An 18,691-nucleotide genomic window follows, 5' to 3' on the forward strand; every position below is an offset into this window, starting at 1 on the left:
GGCCGGACGTCGGAAAGGATGTCAGCTGCGGCCGAAGCAGACGAACGGCATCAGCGGCTCCGCCTGCGCCGCGTCCGCCAGCGCCCGGGCCGGGGGCGTGCCGACCGACAGCGCCTGGTGGAACGCCAGCATCACGCCGCCGGCGGTGCGGTCGTCGACCCTGGCCACGCTCGAGACCACCGTGCGGCTGCCGCCGTAGAGCAGCGCCGCCGTGAAGCCGAGGACTTCGTCGCCCGCGCGGACCACCGCCTGGCCGACGTCGCACGAGGACAGCACCACCTGCTCCGGTGCCGTCGCCAGCTGCTGGACGTCGTAGGCCATCAACGGCCCGTCGGCCAGGTTGAGCCGGGAAAACAGCACGTTCTCCTGCTCGTGGTGGCCGTGCGCGGCGAAGTGGGCCAGGCGGCAGCCGTCGAACGCCTTGAGCGTGGCCGCGACCGTCGCGTCCGGGCCGATCAGGACCTCGGCGTCCGGGTACAGCGGCGCCAGCCGGGTCACCTCCGCCTCCGCGTGGGTCAGGTCGGAGCCCGCGACGAGCAGCGGCGCCCCGGTCGCCCGGCCGGACCGGCGGCCCGCGTCGAACCAGGCCGACGACGACGGCGTGACCGTCACCGGGCGGCCGTGCAGCGTCGGCAGCAGCCCCCACGGGATCGCCGAAAGCGCACCCGTCGGCACGACGACGACGTCGAGATCGCCGAGCCGGGACGCCAGCGGGGCCAGCAGGATCGCGTCGAGCGCGGTGACCTGCGTCCGCACCGAACGGCGGATGACCCGGTCCAGCTGCGGTGGCAGCTGGCGCCCGCACAACGCGTCGAGGTCGCTGTGCAGCCGCGCGACCGGCTCCGCCACGGCCGCCGCCGGGCCGAGCTCGACCAGCGCCACCCGGTGGTTCGCGAGCACCTGCGCGCACAACGCGCCGCGGTCGGCGAGGAAGCAGACCATCGCGCTGCCGGTCGCCGCGAGCTCGTCGCCGATCTCGCGCAGCTTCGCCTCGGCGTGCTCGGCGTCCACGCCCTCGGCCTGCCAGCCCTTGGCGCGGATCTCCCGTTCCAGGGCGGCACACCGCTTCACGGCCTGGGTGTCCGGCTTGCCGGCCAGCTCGCCCGCGCGGATCTGCATCGAGAGGAACCGCAGTTCGGCGACGGCGTCGACGATCTGGGGGTGGGACGGCGGGCGCACCGGCCGGAACCGGAACGCCTGGGCGCGCGAGCGGTCGAGCCAGCGGAACACCACGCCCGGCGAACGCTGGGCGAGCGCGGCGGCGAGTCCCGCGTCGGCGAGTTCCTTGCCCAGCGACGTCGTCCCGGTCTGCAGGTCCACGCTGCCGAACCGGCTGCGGTGCCGCTGCAGCTGCGTCAGCCCGGCCCGCGCGTTCGCGAACGTGCTACGCCGGTGGCCGGTCGCGGCCCCGAGCTCGGCCAGCGCGAGCCGCCGCACCAGGCGGTTCTCCAGCGGCGCGGCCCGGCGATCGCGCGGGGCGATCCCGGCGCGGGCGCCGTCCAGGTCGCCGAGCGCGATCCGGGCCCGCGCGGCCAGCAGCGCCGCGATCTCCGCGTCGTTGCGCAGGCCGAGCGCGATGAGCCGGTCGGCCAGCGCGGTCGCTTCCGCGCCGATGCGGGCGATCCGCCGCCCGGCCGCGAAGTCCGCGCGCAGCACGGTCAGCTGCGCCACCGCGGCCCAGGTTTCGTTGCCACGACGGCGAAACCGGCGTTCGGCCCGCCCGGCCCAGCCGCGCGCGGCCGCCGGATCGCCGCTCGCCAGCGCGGCCAGCGCCCTGGTCAGCTCGGCTTCGGCGTGTTCCTGGTTCATCCGCAGCCGCGGGAACTGCTCGAGCGCGGCGTCCAGTTCGGCGGCGGCTTCGTGGGGCAGCCCGGCGGCCAGCAGCGCCCGCGCCTTGTCGACGGCGAGCACCGGCAGCATCCCGACGCTCTGTTCGGCGTAGAACCCGCTCGCCGCGTCGAAGTCGCGCAGCGCGCCCGGGATGTCCCCGGTGAGCACCCGCGCCTGGCCGCGGCCGTGCGCGGCTTTGGCGAAGATCCGGGCCAGGCCGTCTTCTTCGGGATGGCCGGCCCCGATCTGCTCGCACTGGTCGAGGTCGGCGAGCGCGAGCCGGACGCGCCCGGCGTACTGGTGCAGCATCGCGCGGTTGAGCAGCGTCCTGGCGAGCACGACGAACTCGCCGGCCTGCCGCAGCAGCGGGATGGCCTCGTCGAAGCACACCAGGGCTTCGTCCATCCGGCCGATCAGGATGAGCACGAGACCCCGTTGCTGGCGCAGGATCCCGCGCCCGGCGTCCGACACGAGGACGTCGGCCTCGTCGAGCAGCGCGAGCCCGCGGGCGCTGTGGCCGAGCGCCGTTTCGACGGCCGCGTAGGTGCCGAGCACGCGCGTGGCGAGGTCGGGCCAGGCCGGCCACCCTTGCGGTGGTTCGGTGGCGGGTAGGCCGAGCAGCCGGGCGGCGGACCGGATCAGCCGCCCGCCGACCACCGGCTGGCCGTTGTTCGTGGCCGCGACCGCCCGCCGGTGCAGGTCGCGAACCCGATCTTCGACCTTCGGCGACGCGACCACGGGCTGCCTTTCGGCCGGGGAAGGACGCCCCGGATCGTACCTCCGAGTCAGAGGTATCAGGCAGCAGCTTCGAAGTCTTCGAAATCAGAGCTCGATCGCCGGGGTGCTCACCGTCCTCGACCGACCCACCGTGCGCACCAGGACCTGGACCATCCCGTGCGGCACGCCGCAGACCGCGAACCGGCCCTCGGCGTCGGACGTCGTCGTCAGCGGGCCGGTCGCGGTGCGGACCTCGATCGGGTGCTCGGCGGGCGGGGTGAGCCAGCCGTCCAGGCGGATCGTGCTCCCGGCTTCCGGGCTGACGTTCACCATGATCGTCAGGCTCTCGCTGTCGAACGTGATGAGCCTGCCCTGTTCGGCGGCGCTGCGCGCACCCGCGACTTGCTCCAGGTCGCGGATGCGCATCACCTCCAGGTCGACGTCCTCCAGCCGGATCGCGAAGCGGATCTGCTCCACCAGCGTGGCGGGCATCGGGTCGGCGTCTTCCCACAGCTCGCGCACGCCGGCCAGCAGCCGGAAGTCGAGCTCGTCCAAGGGCTCGTTCGCGCCGGGTGGTTCGACGGTCGTCACAGCCAATCTCCTTCGCCGTTGGCGAGTAGCTGCTCGCGCAGGCGCGCGAGGCAGCGTCCCCTGGTCGGGCCGATACTCCCCCTCGGCATACCCAGCCGGGCGCCGACTTCGGCGTAGTCCGGCCGGTGCACGAACGCCACGATCCGCAGCAGGCTGCGGCAGCGTTCGGGCAGGTTGTCGACCGCGCGCCACAACCGCACGCGCTGGTCCTCGCGCAGCACCCCCTCCTCGGGTGCCGGCGATGCTTCGGAAAGCCGCTCCGGAAGCTCCGGCAGCGGCCGCTCGATCTGGCGCTTTTCCCCCGTGCGCCAGGCCTCCCGTTTGGTGACGGTGATCAGCCAGCCGGTCAGTGCGACCGGCGAGCGGATCTCCGCGAACGAGCCGAGCAGCCGCAGCCACGTCGTCTGCACGACGTCGGCCGCGTGCTCGGCGTCGAGTCCCTGATCACGCGCCACCTGCCAGAGCAACGGCGTGAGCAGGGAAACCAGCTCGTCCAGCGCCGCGCGGTCGCCCTCCCGCGCGGCGTCGAACAGGGTCGCCACGCGAGCGTGGTCGGTCTTGGCCACGTTCACAGCGTGCCCAGCGCGGTCCAAGCGCGCTTGACGACGGTTTCCCGGTCGACCGTGGCCAGGTCCCCGGACTGCAGCAGGGCCTTGCCGAGCTCGGCGGCGGCCAGCGGCGCGGCGAACGACGTCCCGTCCCAGACCGCGAAGCCGGCGCTGTAGTCGTCGGGGTCGAAGGAGTTGCGGCCGAAGCCCGGCACCTCGTGGTCGGCGGCCGCGGTGCCGCGGACGTCGGTCGGGTAGGTGCTGACGACGCCCGCACCGGTCGCCCAGGCGCGCACCCACGGGCCTTCGTTGGAGAACAGCGCCTTGCTCGCGGTGACGTCGGGGTTGAGCGCCCCGACGCTGATCACCTGCGGGCCGCTGCCGCCGCCGAGCGGCTGGTCGGCGAAGGCCGCCGGGTAGAACCGGCGGGTGGTCGCGTCGTTGCCCGCCGCGGCGACGACGAGGACGCCGAGGCCGAGCAGCTCCGCGATCGCCGAACCGAACTGGCCGGTGAAGGCGACGTCCGCCGGGTCCTCCACGTAGTAGCCCATCGAGATCGAGACGATGTCCACCATGTCCTGCGGGCGGTTGTTCGCCTGCGCGTTCCGGACGCGGTCGGCGAGCAGGTGCAGCGCGAGCAGCACGTCGGCTTCGTACGCGACGCCGTCGCTGTGCACCACGCGGATCGCGAGCGTGTCGGCTTCGGGGCAGGCCTGCCGGATGATGCCGGCGATGAACAGGCCGTGCCCGGTGTCGGTGTCGACGTCGCCGATCAGCGGCTGGCCGGTCGTCGGCGCATCCCAGTAGTCCGCGAGCAGCTGGGTCGGCAACGTCGTGCCGGAAGCGAGTTCGACCTGCAGGATCGCCGCCTGGATGGCCGGCGCGACGGCGACCCCCGAGCCGGCGGCCGGCGGGCCGCTGCGGTCGGTCAGGCCGAACCACGGGTGCGGGCCGATGCCGGTGTCCAGCACCGCGATCACCGGCCGCCGGTGCGCCGGCTTCTCGCTGCGGTAGGGCGGCGCCGCGGCCAGCGTCACCGGGATCCGGTTGGCGCCGCGGGTGCGCCCGTAGGAGCTGCCCGCGCCGAACCCGCTGGTCTCCCAGGGTGTGCCGCCGAGGCCGCTGGTCTCCCACGGCACCCCGCCGAACACCGGCGTGGTGAACAGCAGGTGCTCCGGCGAGATCCGCGCGACCATGTCCGGGTCGAGCTCGGGCCGCGCGCCCGACGCCGCGGACCGCAGCAGCTGAAGCGCTTTCCAGCAGTCGACGACGACCGGGTCGGCGTCTTCGCGCACGCGCAGCAGAGCGCGGACGGGCAGTTCGTCGAGCTGCCGGTACCCCGCCGCTTCCTTCGTGTCGCGGCCGGCCGGCTCGGCGTAGAGGCCGATGCGGGCCAGGACGCCGTTGATCGCGGCCAGCGTCTGCTGGTCGCGCAGGTACCGCTGCGGGATGAGGAACACGCCCGGCCGGTACACGGTGGTGCGCGGGGCCGGCTGCCCGGCCGCGACGACGGCCGTCGCCGGGTCGAGCACGCGGGCGCCGTGCCGGTCCAGCAACTGCCTTGGCGGGGCCGGGAGCTCGTTGAGCGTGCTCGCGTCCTCCGCCGCTGCTTCCGTGGTCTCGTCTCGCAAGAACCTGACGACCATCGGGTCCACCCTCCTGCTGCCTCTGCCCCCGCCACTGATCACCAACGGCACCCGGGAAAGACCCGCGGTCCGCCATTGGGATACGACACCGACGTCACGAATGCATAACGGCGACGGCAAACGGGTGACGACGTATCTGGCGCCCCCGGCTCACCCACTTGGCCCTCCGGAAGTCACGGAACATGCGGGGAGATCACCATGGTTGTGCTCGAGCCGAGCACGCACGAAGCCGCCTTCGAACCGGAACCGGCGACCGGCGGCGGCTGCTTCACGGTGCCGCTCGACCTGCCGCCCGGTCCCGGCGGCTGTGCTCCCGCGCTCGCCCTGCGCTACACGACCGGCGCGCCGAACGGCCCGTTCGGCGGCGGGTTCACCCTCCCGTTGCCGCACGTCGGGCCGGCGGACGACCACGCGCCGTCCGGTGCGGCGGGCCGGCTCGTCCGCCGCGGCGACGGCTACCTGCTCACCACGAACGCGGGCCTGCGGCACTTCCTCGGGCCCGGCGACGGCGCCACCTGGTACCTCGACCGGACCGAGGACGCGTTCGGCACCACCGCGACGTTCGGCTGGGCGCACCACAGCGGCCAGGCCTACCTCACGCGCGTCTCCTACGGCCCGTACGAAGTGGAGTTCAGCTACGAGCCGCGGCCGGACGTGCTGCGCCGGGGCCGCGACGGCGCCCTCGTCACGACGGCCCTGCGGTGCGCGCGGATCGATCTGCGGGTGCCCGCTTCGGCGCGGCCGCTCGTGCGGCGGTGGACCCTCGGCTACGACGCCGACGACGTCACCGGCGCGTCCCTGCTGACGTCGGTGGCGCTCACCGGCTTCGACACCCACGGCACCGAAACCGCCGCTCCGGTCTTGCGGCTGGCCTACGCCTCGGTGGCGGCACCGGCACCGCGGCGGGTCCGGCTGACCGCCCGGGCGCGAGCCGGCAGCGGCGTGTCCGTGCTCGACGCCGTGCCGTACCACTCCCTCGAAGACCTGCCCCGCACCGGACGGCTGTGCGAGATCGACAACGGGATGGGGCTGCGGACCGCGATCGAGTACGCGACCGTCGCCTCGGTGCCGGTGGTCCGGCGGGTCTCGCTGCGCGAAGCGGCCACCGGCCACGTCGGGGTGACGGAGTTCGAGTACCACGACAGCCGGCCGCCTGTGTTCGGCCGCGTGGTCCAGGACGACCTCGGCGACGAGTACGCGCCCACCCTGCGGACCGTGCGCTGGTTCGGCGGCGGAGGGCTCCTGGACAAGGAGGAGACCTACGGCCTCGACGGCTCGACGGCGGCGGACCGGCCGTACCGCCGCGTCGAGCACGTCCGCCGTCCACAGTGGACACGGTCGGTGACGACGGTGTTCGAACGCCGGGCGACGCCGGTTTCGGTCACCACGAAGGAGACGGCTTTCGATGCGGCCGGGAACCCGGCCCGCGAGGTGGAGAAGACCGAACGGCCCGGCCGCGAGCCGGTCGTGCGCGAGACGCGGACTAAGTACGCGGCCGATCCCGAACACCGGTTCGCCGCGCTCCCGGCGCGGGTCCGCCAGGTCGACGGGACGGGGAAAGTGTTGTCCGACAAGATCTTCCGGTACGACGAAGAGCCCGACGGTTTCGCCGGATCGCACGGCTTCTGCACCGCGCGCGAGGAGCTGGTGCTCACCGACGCGCTCGTCGCCGACGTCTACGGCCCGCGCCCGCCGGACCTGCGCCACCACGGGTACCACCGCCGTCCCGGCGAGGAAGGGTGGTGGGTCACGACGTTCCACGGGCGGCTCGGCACCGTCGCCGGGCTGCGCACCACGACGACCGATCCGCTCGGCCACACCCGGGAGGTCCGGTATTCCGCCGACCACTGCTTCCCCGAGGTGACCACGGACCCGCTGGGGAACGTGACGATCACCCGCCACGACGTCCGCACGGCGCAGATGTGCCGGGTGACCGATCCGGCGGGGGCGGTGACCACGCTGACCCACGACCCGCTGGGACGGCCCGAAACGGTGGTGCGGCCGGGCGACTCGGCGGACCTGCCGACCGTCCGGTACCGCTACGACCACAGCGGGCCGGTCCGGGCGACGACCGAGCAGCGCGCGGTGTCCGGCGAGGCGGAGGTGCTGGTGACCGCCGAGCTGCGCGACGGCGCCGGGCGGCTGCTGGAGCGGCGGCACGCGGAACTGCTCGGCGACGTCGTCGACGAGCACCACGAGTACTGCGCGCGGGGCCTGGTGTGCCGCACGAGCCGGGTGTTCCGCGACGGCGATCCGCTGCCCCCGCCGACGGAGTTCCGGTACGACGCACTGGGCCGCCCGCTCGAGGTACGTGAAGACCACCACCGTGAAAGCGGTGTGCACGACCTGCTCGGGCGGGAGCTGCGCGGCGAGGACGGTGTCGTGCACGTCCGGGACGCAGCCGGGGACGTCGTCGAGTCGCGGACCGCGGGCGGGCACACGGTGTACCGGGTCCGCGACGCGGCGGGCCGGGTGGTCGCGGTGCTCGTCGACGACCCGCGCGGTACGCCGGTCACCACCTTCACCTACCACGACGGCGGGCTCACGGTGCCGCGCGGCGCGGGGCCGCACAGCTGCGGGCGCCTGGTGCGCGTCAGCGACGAATGCGGGGTGACCCAGTTCGGCTACGACGCGCTCGGGTGGCCGGTCGAGCTGCGCTGGCGCCCCGCGCACGTCGCCGTCGAGTACCGGCTCGACCTGACCCACCGGGCCGACGGGCGGATTTCGGAGGTGGCCTACCCCGACGCCGGTGACGGGCGGCTGACCGTGCACCACCAGTACGACGAGGTCGGCAGGCTGGTGAGTGTGCCCGGCTTCGTCGACGCCGTCGGCTACGACCTGGGCGGCCACCGCACCGCGGTGCACTACGCGAACGGCGTCAGTGAGCACTGGACCGACGGCCGGCACCTGCTCACCGGGCCGAACGGGCTGGTGAGCGACATCGAGCCCGGGGCCGCCCCGCCGGTGTTGCCGAGCCCCGGCAGCGAAATCCGGGACGCGTTCGGCCGGCTGCGCGGCGTACACGGCGACGACGGCGTCAACGCGCTGTACAGCTACGACCACACCGGCCGCCGCGTCCGCACCCTGGTCACGAACGGCTCGCACATCCACGAAGTCCTGACCCCGGACGACCGGTACGCCATCGAAGACGGCGAGCTGGTGGTCGTGGTGGCGGGCGCGGTGCGGCGGTACGCGGACGGCCGCACCCGGTACCTGCACTTCGACGACGCGGGCGGGGTCGTCCTGGTGACGGACGAAACCGGCGCCGTCGCCGAGGACGTGAGCGTGGTCGGTGTCGTCAGTGTGGTCAGTCGAGCACGGCCAGATCCAGCCGGCTGAGGCGGTCCGGGTCGGCGAGGATGTCGATCTCGACGATCCGGCCGCCCGCGACCGTGAAGCCCAGCACCGAGAACGGCCGGCCCGCGCGCGTCGCGACCACGCCCGCCGCGCCGTTGACCAGCGCCCGGTGCACCACGCCGCCGCCGGCGCCGAGCCGCGAGAACGTCAGGGCCTGGTTCGCCACCGCCGCCGCGCCGCGGACCTCGGTCGAGCCGCCCCGCGCCAGGCCGCGGTCGGCGCGCAGCACGACTTCGGGGTCCAGGACCGAGACGAGCGCGTCGAAGTCGCCGCCGCGGGCAGCGGCGAGGAAGGCGTCGACGACTTCGCGCTGGCGGGCGAGATCGGGGTCCGGCGCGACCGGGGCGCCCTGCACCCGCCGCCGCGCGCGGCTGGCCAGCTGCCGGGTCGCCGCCTCGGATCGGCCGACGACCGAGGCGATCTCCTCGAACGGCATCGCGAACATGTCCCGCAGCACGAACGCCAGCCGTTCGGCCGGGGTGAGCGTGTCCAGCACGACCAGCAGCGCGAGGCCGACCGAGTCGGCCATCAGCGCCTCGTGCTCGGGGCCGGCGTCCTCGCGGCTGACGATCGGATCGGGCACCAGCGCGTCCCACGGCTCCTCGCGCCGGGCCTTGCGCGACCGCAGCATGTCGAGGCAGACCCGCCCGACGACAGTGGTCAGCCACCCGCCCAGGTTTTCGACGGCCGCGGTGTCGCTCCGGCTCAGCTTCAGCCACGACTCCTGGACGGCGTCCTCGGCCTCGGTCAGCGAACCCAGCATCCGGTAGGCGACGGACCGCAGGTGGTCGCGGTGGGTCTCGAAGCTGCGGGCCAGGAGCTCCTCGTTCACGGGTCCGTCCTTTCGCGGGGCGATCACCACCTTGACGAACGCGGGCGGAGGTTTGTGACAGCCCTCCGGAATCGGTCGTTGTGGCCGTCACGTTTGACCTGGAGCGCGCTCCAGCACCTAGCGTCGTTCGAGACAAGATCGCCAGGGAAAAGGAGTCCGACATGACCGACGAGCGCTTCGAGCGTGGCCTGAAGACCCTGACCGAGATCGACGGCGAGAGTGGGCAGCGGGTGATCGACGCACTCGCCGACGTCGCCCCCGCGCTGGGCGAGGCTGTGCTGTCGTGGGGGTTCGGGGAGATCTACTCGCGGCCGGGGCTGGCGCCGCGCGACCGGCAGCTGGTCACCCTCGGCATGCTCACCGCCCTCGGCGGCTGCGAGCCGCAGCTGGAAGTGCACGTCAACGCGTCGCTCAACGTCGGCCTCACACCCGCGGAGATCGTCGAGGCGCTCCTGCACTCCGCTGTCTACTGTGGATTCCCGAAGGCGCTGAACGCGACCTTCACGGCCAAGAAGGTGTTCGGCGAGCGCGGGCTGCTGCCGGTGACCGCGGAATAGGGATCACCACGACAGATCAGACGACTGTGTGCCGCTGAGCGGCATCTTCCCTTGACGTACGATATATCAGGAACTAATCATCGGATCTCTCCGGACGAGGAGGTCCCTTGAGAATCCGACTGCTTGCCTGCCTCGCCGCCGCCGTCGCGCTGGTGGCGAGCCTGGTCAGTCCCGCGAACGCCGAGCTCTACCACCCGCGCCAGGACTGGCTGCGGGCCTCGACGGCCGGGTTGTTCCTGCACTGGGGCATGTTCACCGCGCCGCGGCACACCGACTGCGCCGCCTGGGAGCACGACGTCACCGACGGCGGCTGGACGCCGGACTACTGGATCGACGAAGCCACGAAGCTGGGCGCGTCCTACGTCGTCCTCACCACCTTCCACAGCCGGCTGGGCTACGCGCGGCCGTGGCCGTCGAAGATCCCCGGCAGCTGCTCGACGCAGCGTGACTTCCTCGGCGAGCTGATCGCCGCGGGGCACGCCAAGGGCGTGCGGGTCATGCTCTACATGACCGACGATCCCCAGTGGCACAACGAAACCGGGCACGAGTCCCTCGACTCCGCCGCCTACTCGGCGTACAAGGGCCACCCCGTCGACCTCACCACGCGCCCGGGCTTCGGCGAGTACAGCTACGACCTGTTCGACGAGGTCATGGACCGCTACTCCGACCTCGCCGGCTTCTGGATCGACAACGACAACGAGTACTGGGAGCAGCACGGGCTCTACGAGCACATCCGCGAAAAGCGGCCGTCCTGGTTGCTGAGCAACAACAACGAGGACACGCCGATCATGGACACGGTCAGCAACGAGCAGAAGACCGGCATGACCCCCTCGTACGACTACCCGCAGGCGGTCTACACGCCGATGCCGCGGCTCACCGAAGCCGACTACAAGTTGCCGACCAACGGCGACTGGTGGTACAGCGGCGGCGACCAGGCCGTCGACGTCCGGCTCTCCACCGGCCGGTACATCACGAACGCGGGCTCGTCGATCAAATCGCTGATGGCCGAAACCGCCATGCTGAACGGGAAGTTCCCGCCGCAGCAGGAGGCGTTCAACAACTTCATGGCGTCCTGGACCCAGCCGATCCGGGAGTCGCTCGAAGGCACCGAGGGCGGCGGGTACATGTACGGCGGCCTGCAGCCCGGCTTCTGGAACGACGGCGCCCACGGCGTGATCACCGTCAAGCCCGGGGCCCGGACGCAGTACGTGCACGTCGTCACGCGGCCGTCGACGAACCTGGTCCGGTTGCGGGACAATGGCTACCGCGTCACCGGCGTCGCCGACCTGCGCACCGGGAAGCCGATGCGGTTCGCCCAGTCCGGCGGCTACCTGTCCATTCTGGACATCCAGAACTGGGACACCTACGACACTGTGTTCAAAGTGGACATCGCCGGGCAGCAGTACTTCTACGACAAGAGCACGATCAAGGCGACCGCGTCGGCGTCCGCGGACGGGCACCCGGCGGCCAACCTCGTCGACGGCAGCTACCTGAACTACTGGGACGCGGGCGGTCAGCTGCCGGTGTCCGTGACGCTGGACCTGGGCCGGAAGCGATCGACGGCCTACCTGGCGGTGCACGAGCGCGAGTCGTCGCCGACCTACGCGCGGGAGTCCTTCGGCCGCGCCGAGGACTCCGCGCGGATCAAGGACTACCGGGTCCACGCCAGTGACGACGGGAAGAACTGGCGCACGGTGCGCACCGGCGCCCTGCCGAGCAACCGCGGCGTCCAGTTCATCGACGTCGGCGAGGTGCACGCGCGGTACCTGAAGCTCGAAGTGCTGAACACGTGGTCCGGGCCCCAGGCCAAGCCGTTCTACCGGCAGCTGGCGCTCGACGAGATCGACGTCGCCTACGGCTACCCCGATCCGCGCGGCGAGGTGCCGCTGGAAGCGGAGTCGTGGCGCAACGGCTTCGAGGGCAAGGCGACGCCGGTGTGGTGCGAGGCGTGCTCCGGCACGAACGCGGTGACCGGCCTCGACCGCGGCGCGGTCGTCTTCCGCGACGTCCAGGCTACCGGTCCGTCCCGGCTGCAGCTGGACACCTCGGGACCGGGCACGCTCTCGGTGAGCGTCAACGGCGCGGCCCCGATCGCAGTCACCGCACCAGGCGCGATCCCGGTACCGCTGAACGCGGGCGCCAACACGATCAAGGTCTCCGGGACGGCGGACCTCGACCGGATCGCGGTGGCGCCGATGCCGCCGGAGTCGTACACGCCGAAGACGACGTTGACCGTGCAACCCGCCGGAGTGCAGTGGGTTTCGCCCGGTCAGCAGTCGCTGCGGATCACCGCGTCGCTGCGGCTGGACGTCGACGACCCGATCGACCAGGTGTCGCTGGCCCCGGTCGTCCCGGCGGGCTGGACCGTCACGGGCGGCCCGGTGACGGCGTCCGCACTGGGGCTCGGCCAGGTGCTGAGCGGCTCGTGGACGGTGACCGCCCCGGCGGCCCAGGACGTGAGCATCCCGGTGACGGCGTCCTTCCGGACGCTCGGGCGCGCGAAGTCGGTGAGCAAGCCGGTGCTGGTCAAGCCGCGGCCCGCGGACCGGGTGTTCATGCGCGAAGCGGAGGACTCGGCGAACGACATCGGCGACGCCGGCGTCACGAGCTGCTCGCCGTGCTCGGGCGGCCAGAAGGTGCGCAACATCGGCCCGGGAGCGGCGGTGACCTTCCCCGGCGTCACGGTGCCCGCGGCCGGGCCGTACACGCTGTACCTGGACTTCACCGTCAACGGCGACCGGTCGTACTTCGTCTCGGTGAACGGCGGCGCACCCGCGGAGGTGAAGGTCAGCGGCGTCGGGAACAACACCCCGTACACCACTTCGGTCCCGGTGACGCTGACCGCGGGCGCCAATACGATCCGGATCGGCAACGACGGCGCCGGGGCTCCGGATCTGGACCGGATTTCACTGGGTTAGCTCCCGCAGCACCCGGGCCGCGTCGATGTCGACGGCGCGGCCCGGGTCCCCGCCCGCCGCGCTCCACGCGACGGACACCCACAGCTCGGCGTAGTCGCCGCGGTCGATGCGGGGCAGCCGCCAGGTGAGCCGGCCCCCGGTCCGCTCGACGGCGTCCCCGCCGACCAGCCGCGACCAGTACGGCGGCACGTGCTGCCCGGCCCGGGAGCACCGCCGCAGCAGCTCGGCCCCGGGGCCGCCGACGCTCACCGCGGCGTCGGCGGTCTCGGCGGTGAAGGCGCTTTCCCAGATGCGGTCCTCGTGCGGCGCGCCGGCCAGCTCGGCCCGGACGACGAACTCGCCGACGTCTTCCCGGGCCAGCACCCGGAGGATGGTGGTCTCGCGGGTGACCCCGGGCAGTCCGCACGCGGTCGTCCCGGACACGACGTCGAGCCGCACGGAGCTGTGCCGCCACCGGCACAGCCGGGCGCCGGACTCGAGGCCCCAGGTCAGCTCGGGTCTCGCGGGCACGTCCCAGCCGCCGACGCGGACGGCGAACCGCACGTCCCCGAGCGGGGTGCCGACGTCGAGCGCCCGGGGAGCCGTCCGCGAAAGGACTTCGGTGTCCAGCATGCAGCCATCCTTACCCCGCGCGCGGACCCGCGAAAATGCGCTGCGCGAACGTCACCCGACCGGGGAGGATCAACGGCATGGAAGAGGCGTTGAACCACCGGCCGCAGCTCCCACCGGTGGGCGCGGTGGTCGACCGTGACGGCCCGGTGGTGCGGACCCACTACGGCACGCACGGCGAGGTGAGCCACGGGTCGCTGCCCGACGGAGACCTCGAAGCGCTGGTGGTCCGGCAGGTCGATGCCTTCGCGCGGCGCAACGAGCCGGTGCTCTGGCCGGTCCACGGCGACGCCCGGCTCGCCGAGGCCCTGCTCGCCGCCGGCTTCACAGCGGAGCCGGAGCGTGCGGTGCTCCGCTGTCCGATCGGGACGGACACCACGACGCTGCCCCTGGTCGGCCACGACTGGGCCGGGCACCAGCGGGTCGCGGAGCTGGCCGCGAAGACCGGCCCGCACCGCCGCCCGTTCTCGGAGTTCCTGGCCGACTCCGCCTACTTGGACCGGTCGGCCGCGGTCGTCCTCGACGGCGATCGCGCCGCCTGGCTGGAACAATCCGGGGAGTTCACGGTGGTCGGCGGAGTCACCGACCCCCGCCTCGCCGCCACGCTCGTCGCCCACGACTGGCGGCTCGCCGGACCGCACCGGGGGATGCGGTTCCTGCTCGCCGAAGCCACCGGTGCCCTGCGGGACGCGTTCGAAGCCGCCGGGATGCGCGAGGTCACCACGGTCACCCGCTACCACCTGAGCTCGCCCGGCGAACCGGCGCGGACCCGGCCGGTTCGCCGGCTGTTCTCCGAACCGGAGTACGACGACATCTGGTCCCGCTTCGAGGAGCGGTTCGCCTTCCGGCCCGACACGCGGGAGTTCCCCGGCATCACCGAACCCGCCGGCTCGGCGACCTGGCACGTCGGTGACCTCGACGACCGGCAGCTGGACGCGCTGTACGACATCGTCCACAAGGGACTTCGCAAGTCCGTCGAGCCCGGCGAGGAGCTGTACTGGCTCGACTGGCAGCACGTCGGCTACCGCTTCGACCCGGCGAGGGTCGACGGCGCCGGACCGCGCTGGCCCGGCGCCGTCTTCCCGGACGGGGACTACCACATCTACCTGACCGGCGACCTCCGGCTGGGCACCTTCGGGCACCCGTGGGAGGCGACGATCTGCGTCTTCGGCGACCTGCTCACGCGGATCGACGCCGAGCTGACCGCGGCGCTCGGGCCGCCGATCCGGCGCTCAGAACCCTGACGTCCCGTTCGGCGTGCCCAGCCCGGTCGGCCCGTCGTACCCGGGGCCGGCCGTGCAGAGGTAGCTCCCGCCGCAGCTGCCGTTCGAACCCGACGTGACGTCGTAGAGCCCACTCGTGTGCGCGTACGGGTACGACCCCGACGTCACCGAGTTGCCCGCCAGCGCGTACACGCTCGCGATCACCGGGGACGACAGGCTCGTCCCGCCGACCTGCACCCAGCCGTCCGCGCCCTGGGCCAGGCCCAGCGACAGCAGGAAGTCGCACCACGACGAGGTGCCGCAGCTGTTGTACGTGTCGTAGACGCCGAGCCCGGTGGCCGGGTCCGCGACCGCCGAGACGTCCGCGACCGTCCTCTTCGCACACCCGGTGTCGTGCTGCCAGGACGGTTTCGCCTCCAGGGCCGAACATCCGCTGCCGCTGCCGTTCCACGCCGTTTCGGTCCAGCCGCGCGTGGTGGTCGCCGCCTTCTTCAGCGTTGTGCCGCCGACCGCCGTGACGTACGGCGAGGACGCCGGCCAGCTGACGCCGTAACCGGAGTCGCCCGAGGACGCCGTGACCGCGATGCCCGGGTGGTTCAGGTGGGCGTCCGCGGCGAGGATCGTCGAGTCCTCGGCACCGCCGTAGCTGTTGGAGATCGCCACCACGCCCGGCGTCGCCGCGGCCGTGTCGACCGCCGTCATCAGCGGGTCGGTGTCCGGGGAGTTGGCTTCCACCAGCAGGATGTGGCAGTCCGGGCAGGTCGCCGACACCGCGTCGAGGTCGAGGCTGATCTCTTCGGCCCAGCCGTAGTCGGGCGCGGGCAGCGGGCTCGCGGCGCCGTTCTGGTTGACCTTCTTGAAGCAGCCGTTGGCCGTCGTGCATGGGGAAAGCCCGCGTGCGGACCGGAACTTGGCCAGGTCGGCCTCCGCGGTCGGCGCGTCCTGAGCGTCCACGATGGCCACCGTGCGGCCGTTCGCCTGCAGGCCGCCGAGGTGGTAGGCGGCCTGGATCTCGGCCGACCCGTAGCCGACCGGGGTCGAGACGACCAGCGGGCCGTTGCCGTTCGGCGACCGCACCGCCTTGCCGAGGCAGTGCAGCTTGCCGGAAGTGGCGCAACCGAAGTTCACGACGCCGCCGCTCTGCAGCGGCGCGGCTTCGGCGGTCGAGGTGGCCACCGTCAGCGGGGCCGCGATCAGCGAGAGGACGACGAGGGACCGGAACAGCCGTGGAGGCGCCATGGCCTACTCCTCGGTAGGGGACGAGGGGAGACAGCGGATCGTCGCATGTCACTAGATCGAGTTCACCCGACAGAAGAAGGTTTCTCGGTTCAGTCATTCGCCTAACGTGGTCATAATCTGACGAAGAGTGACAAACCGCTTCACCCGTTTGCGCATTGGTCCAGACAAGTGTTACCCAAACGTGACCGAAGCACCGCTGACCGGGAGCTACTTTGTTGCGACTGGCAACAAATAGCCTCGTGGATCCCCAACGGCGGAGGTGTCACGGCGTGAACCGGACCTTGGACAAGCTACGACGACGCGGCCCGGTGCTCGCGCTCGTCGCCTCGGCACTGCTGGTGGCGGCCGGGCTCACCGCCCCCGCCGCGCTCGCCGCGGACGACTACACACAGAGCGTCACGCAGCCCAGCTCGACGCAGGCGCAGATCAACTTCACCCCGACGACCCCGGCGCTGTACGTGGACGTCCACTACACCGGCGTGCCGGGCCTCGGCCAGCAGAACGTCCGGATGACCAACGGCTCCGGCACCTGGCGCACCACCGTCAACGGGCTGAGCAGCGGAAACGTCCTCGACTACTGGTTCACCTACGAGAAGAACGGCCCGCAGTACGACACCCCGCACTTCAGCTACACCGTCGGCGGGGGCGGTACGACGACCGTCGCGGCCCCGACGTTCAGCCCGCCCGGCGGCACCTACTCGTCCGCCCAGACGGTGACGATCAGCAGCGCCACCGCGGGCGCCACCATCCGGTACACAGTGGACGGCTCGACACCGACCGCGTCCTCGACCGTCTACAGCGGACCGATCAGCGTCCCGAACTCCCGCACGGTCAACGCGATCGCGCTCAAGTCCGGGTCGACGACCTCGCCGGTGTCGAGCGCGAGCTACACGATCGGCACCCAGGCGGGCTGTCCGACGCAGTCCGACACCCCGAACTTCGGGCCGAACGTGCGGATCTTCGACCCGGGCATGTCCGCGGCGACGATCCAGGCGCAACTGGACACCGACTTCAACAACCAGAAGGACACGCTCACCGCGCAGTTCGCCGAGCGCCGCGTCGCCCACCTCTTCAAGCCGGGCACGTACAACAATGTGCACGACAACGTCGGCTTCTACACCTCGGTCGCCGGCCTCGGCCAGAACCCGGGCGACGTCCTGATCAACGGTGACGTCACCGTCGACGCCTTCAACGCCTCGGACAACGGCGTCGCGCTGCAGAACTTCTGGCGCTCGGCGGAGAACCTGGCGGTCAACCCCTCCGGTGGCCAGGAACGCTGGGCGGTCGCGCAGGCCGCGCCGTTCCGCCGGATGGACGTCCGCGGCGGGCTGCAGCTGTACCCGGCGAGCTACGGCTACGCCAGCGGCGGCTACATCGCCGACACGAAGGTGGCCGGCCAGGCCGCGTCGGTGTCGCAGCAGCAGTGGTACACCCGCGACTCGGCGCTCGGCAGCTGGAACGGCGGCGTGTGGAACATGGTCTTCTCCGGCACCAGCGGCGCGCCGGCGACCACGTTCCCGAACCCGCCGGAGACCACGCTGGCCACGACGCCGGTCTCCCGTGACGTGCCCTACCTCTACGTCGACGGCACCGGCAAGTACCGCGTGTTCCTGCCGTCCCTGCGCACCAACGTGTCCGGACCGAGCTGGGCGAACGGCAGCACCCCGGGCACGTCGGCGCCGATGAGCCAGTTCTACGTCGTCAAGTCCGGCGACACGGCCGCGTCGATCAACAACGCGCTCGCGGCGGGCTGCAACCTGTTCTTCACGCCGGGCATCTACCACCTCAACCAGACGCTCAACGTGACCCGCGCGAACACGACGATCCTCGGCATCGGCTACCCGACGCTGGTGCCCGACAACGGCGTCAACGCGATGCAGGTGTCCGATGTGGACGGCGTCCGGCTCAAGGGCCTGCTCTTCGACGCCGGCACGGCGAACTCGCAGGCGCTGCTCACGGTCGGCCAGTCCGGCTCGTCGGCCTCGCACGCCGCGAACCCGACGACGGTCCAGGACGTGTTCTTCCGGATCGGCGGCGAGCTCGCCGGCAAGGCGACGAACAGCCTGATCGTCAACAGCTCCGACACGATTATCGACCACATCTGGGCGTGGCGGGCCGACCACGGCAACGCGGGCACGGTCGGCTGGAACACCAACACCGCCGACACCGGGCTCGTCGTGAACGGGGCGAACGTGCTGGCCACCGGCCTGTTCGTCGAGCACTACCAGAAGTACCAGGTGATCTGGAACGGCCAGGGCGGGAAGACGATCTTCTTCCAGAACGAGATGCCCTACGACGTGCCGAACCAGGCGTCGTGGAACGCCCCATCGGGTGTCGCCGGGTATGCCGCGTACAAGGTCGGGTCGAACGTGACGTCCCATGAGGCCTGGGGTCTCGGGAGCTACTGCTTCTTCGACACGAACCCGGCGGTGTCCAGCTACCACGCGTTCGAGGTGCCGAACACCAGCGGTGTGCGGTTCCACAGCCTGCTGACGGTGTCGCTCAACTACCGCGGCACGATCACGCACGTCATCAACGACACCGGCGGCACCACGCCTTCGGGCACGGTGCCGGTCAACGTGGTCAGCTACCCGTAACCCGGGTGAACAGCGAGCCCCGCACCG

The 18,691-nt window shown here is 72.1% G+C and carries 12 protein-coding genes; 5 read left to right on the forward strand and 7 right to left on the reverse strand.

Annotated elements, in window-relative coordinates:
- Nucleotides 1-21 precede the first annotated feature (21 nt).
- The 4 genes from ISP_RS44670 to ISP_RS44685 form a co-directional block, all read right to left on the reverse strand.
- Complete coding sequence (locus tag ISP_RS44670) at nucleotides 22-2,568, reverse strand: CHAT domain-containing protein (RefSeq protein WP_013230375.1); 2,547 nt, start codon at nucleotides 2,566-2,568, stop codon at nucleotides 22-24.
- Nucleotides 2,569-2,652: 84 nt separating this feature from the next.
- Entirely contained in the window at nucleotides 2,653-3,138 is a 486-nt protein-coding gene (locus ISP_RS44675; protein WP_013230376.1) for a hypothetical protein, read from the reverse strand.
- A complete protein-coding gene (locus ISP_RS44680) occupies nucleotides 3,135-3,710 on the reverse strand; it encodes an RNA polymerase sigma factor (RefSeq protein WP_013230377.1) in 576 nt (191 codons plus the stop codon). Before ISP_RS44680 ends, ISP_RS44675 begins: the two co-directional genes overlap by 4 nt.
- Complete coding sequence (locus tag ISP_RS44685) at nucleotides 3,707-5,332, reverse strand: S8 family serine peptidase (RefSeq protein ID WP_013230378.1); 1,626 nt, start codon at nucleotides 5,330-5,332, stop codon at nucleotides 3,707-3,709. The genes ISP_RS44680 and ISP_RS44685 overlap by 4 nt, the downstream gene beginning before the upstream one ends.
- Nucleotides 5,333-5,530: 198 nt before the next feature.
- Here ISP_RS44685 and ISP_RS44690 point away from each other — a divergent pair, with 198 nt between their 5' ends.
- The gene (locus ISP_RS44690; protein ID WP_013230379.1) at nucleotides 5,531-8,671 is read left to right on the forward strand and encodes a SpvB/TcaC N-terminal domain-containing protein; all 3,141 of its coding nucleotides are present in this window, start codon (nucleotides 5,531-5,533) and stop codon (nucleotides 8,669-8,671) included.
- On the opposite strand, the gene sigJ is transcribed toward ISP_RS44690, so the two are convergent.
- Complete coding sequence (gene sigJ, locus ISP_RS44695) at nucleotides 8,640-9,521, reverse strand: RNA polymerase sigma factor SigJ (protein ID WP_013230380.1); 882 nt, start codon at nucleotides 9,519-9,521, stop codon at nucleotides 8,640-8,642. The genes ISP_RS44690 and sigJ overlap by 32 nt on opposite strands.
- Before the next feature lie 161 nt (nucleotides 9,522-9,682).
- Here sigJ and ISP_RS44700 point away from each other — a divergent pair, with 161 nt between their 5' ends.
- The gene (locus ISP_RS44700; protein WP_013230381.1) at nucleotides 9,683-10,078 is read left to right on the forward strand and encodes a carboxymuconolactone decarboxylase family protein; all 396 of its coding nucleotides are present in this window, start codon (nucleotides 9,683-9,685) and stop codon (nucleotides 10,076-10,078) included.
- A gap of 107 nt (nucleotides 10,079-10,185) precedes the next feature.
- On the forward strand, nucleotides 10,186-12,996 hold the full coding sequence (locus ISP_RS44705) for an alpha-L-fucosidase (RefSeq protein ID WP_013230382.1): 2,811 nt from the start codon (nucleotides 10,186-10,188) through the stop codon (nucleotides 12,994-12,996).
- Here ISP_RS44705 and ISP_RS44710 read toward each other — a convergent pair.
- Nucleotides 12,985-13,608, reverse strand: coding sequence for a hypothetical protein (locus ISP_RS44710; RefSeq protein ID WP_013230383.1), 624 nt, complete (start codon nucleotides 13,606-13,608; stop codon nucleotides 12,985-12,987). The genes ISP_RS44705 and ISP_RS44710 overlap by 12 nt on opposite strands.
- Before the next feature lie 77 nt (nucleotides 13,609-13,685).
- Between ISP_RS44710 and ISP_RS44715 the strand changes: the two genes are divergently transcribed.
- Nucleotides 13,686-14,849, forward strand: a complete 1,164-nt coding sequence (locus ISP_RS44715) for a DUF2716 domain-containing protein (protein ID WP_013230384.1) — start codon at nucleotides 13,686-13,688, stop codon at nucleotides 14,847-14,849.
- On the opposite strand, the gene ISP_RS44720 is transcribed toward ISP_RS44715, so the two are convergent.
- Nucleotides 14,838-16,067, reverse strand: coding sequence for a S53 family peptidase (locus ISP_RS44720; RefSeq protein ID WP_013230385.1), 1,230 nt, complete (start codon nucleotides 16,065-16,067; stop codon nucleotides 14,838-14,840). The genes ISP_RS44715 and ISP_RS44720 overlap by 12 nt on opposite strands.
- A gap of 269 nt (nucleotides 16,068-16,336) precedes the next feature.
- Here ISP_RS44720 and ISP_RS44725 point away from each other — a divergent pair, with 269 nt between their 5' ends.
- Entirely contained in the window at nucleotides 16,337-18,664 is a 2,328-nt protein-coding gene (locus tag ISP_RS44725) for a chitobiase/beta-hexosaminidase C-terminal domain-containing protein (RefSeq protein ID WP_014868670.1), read from the forward strand.
- Nucleotides 18,665-18,691 lie beyond the last annotated feature (27 nt).

It is taken from the genome of Amycolatopsis mediterranei (genome assembly GCF_026017845.1).
Classification (GTDB): domain Bacteria; phylum Actinomycetota; class Actinomycetes; order Mycobacteriales; family Pseudonocardiaceae; genus Amycolatopsis; species Amycolatopsis mediterranei.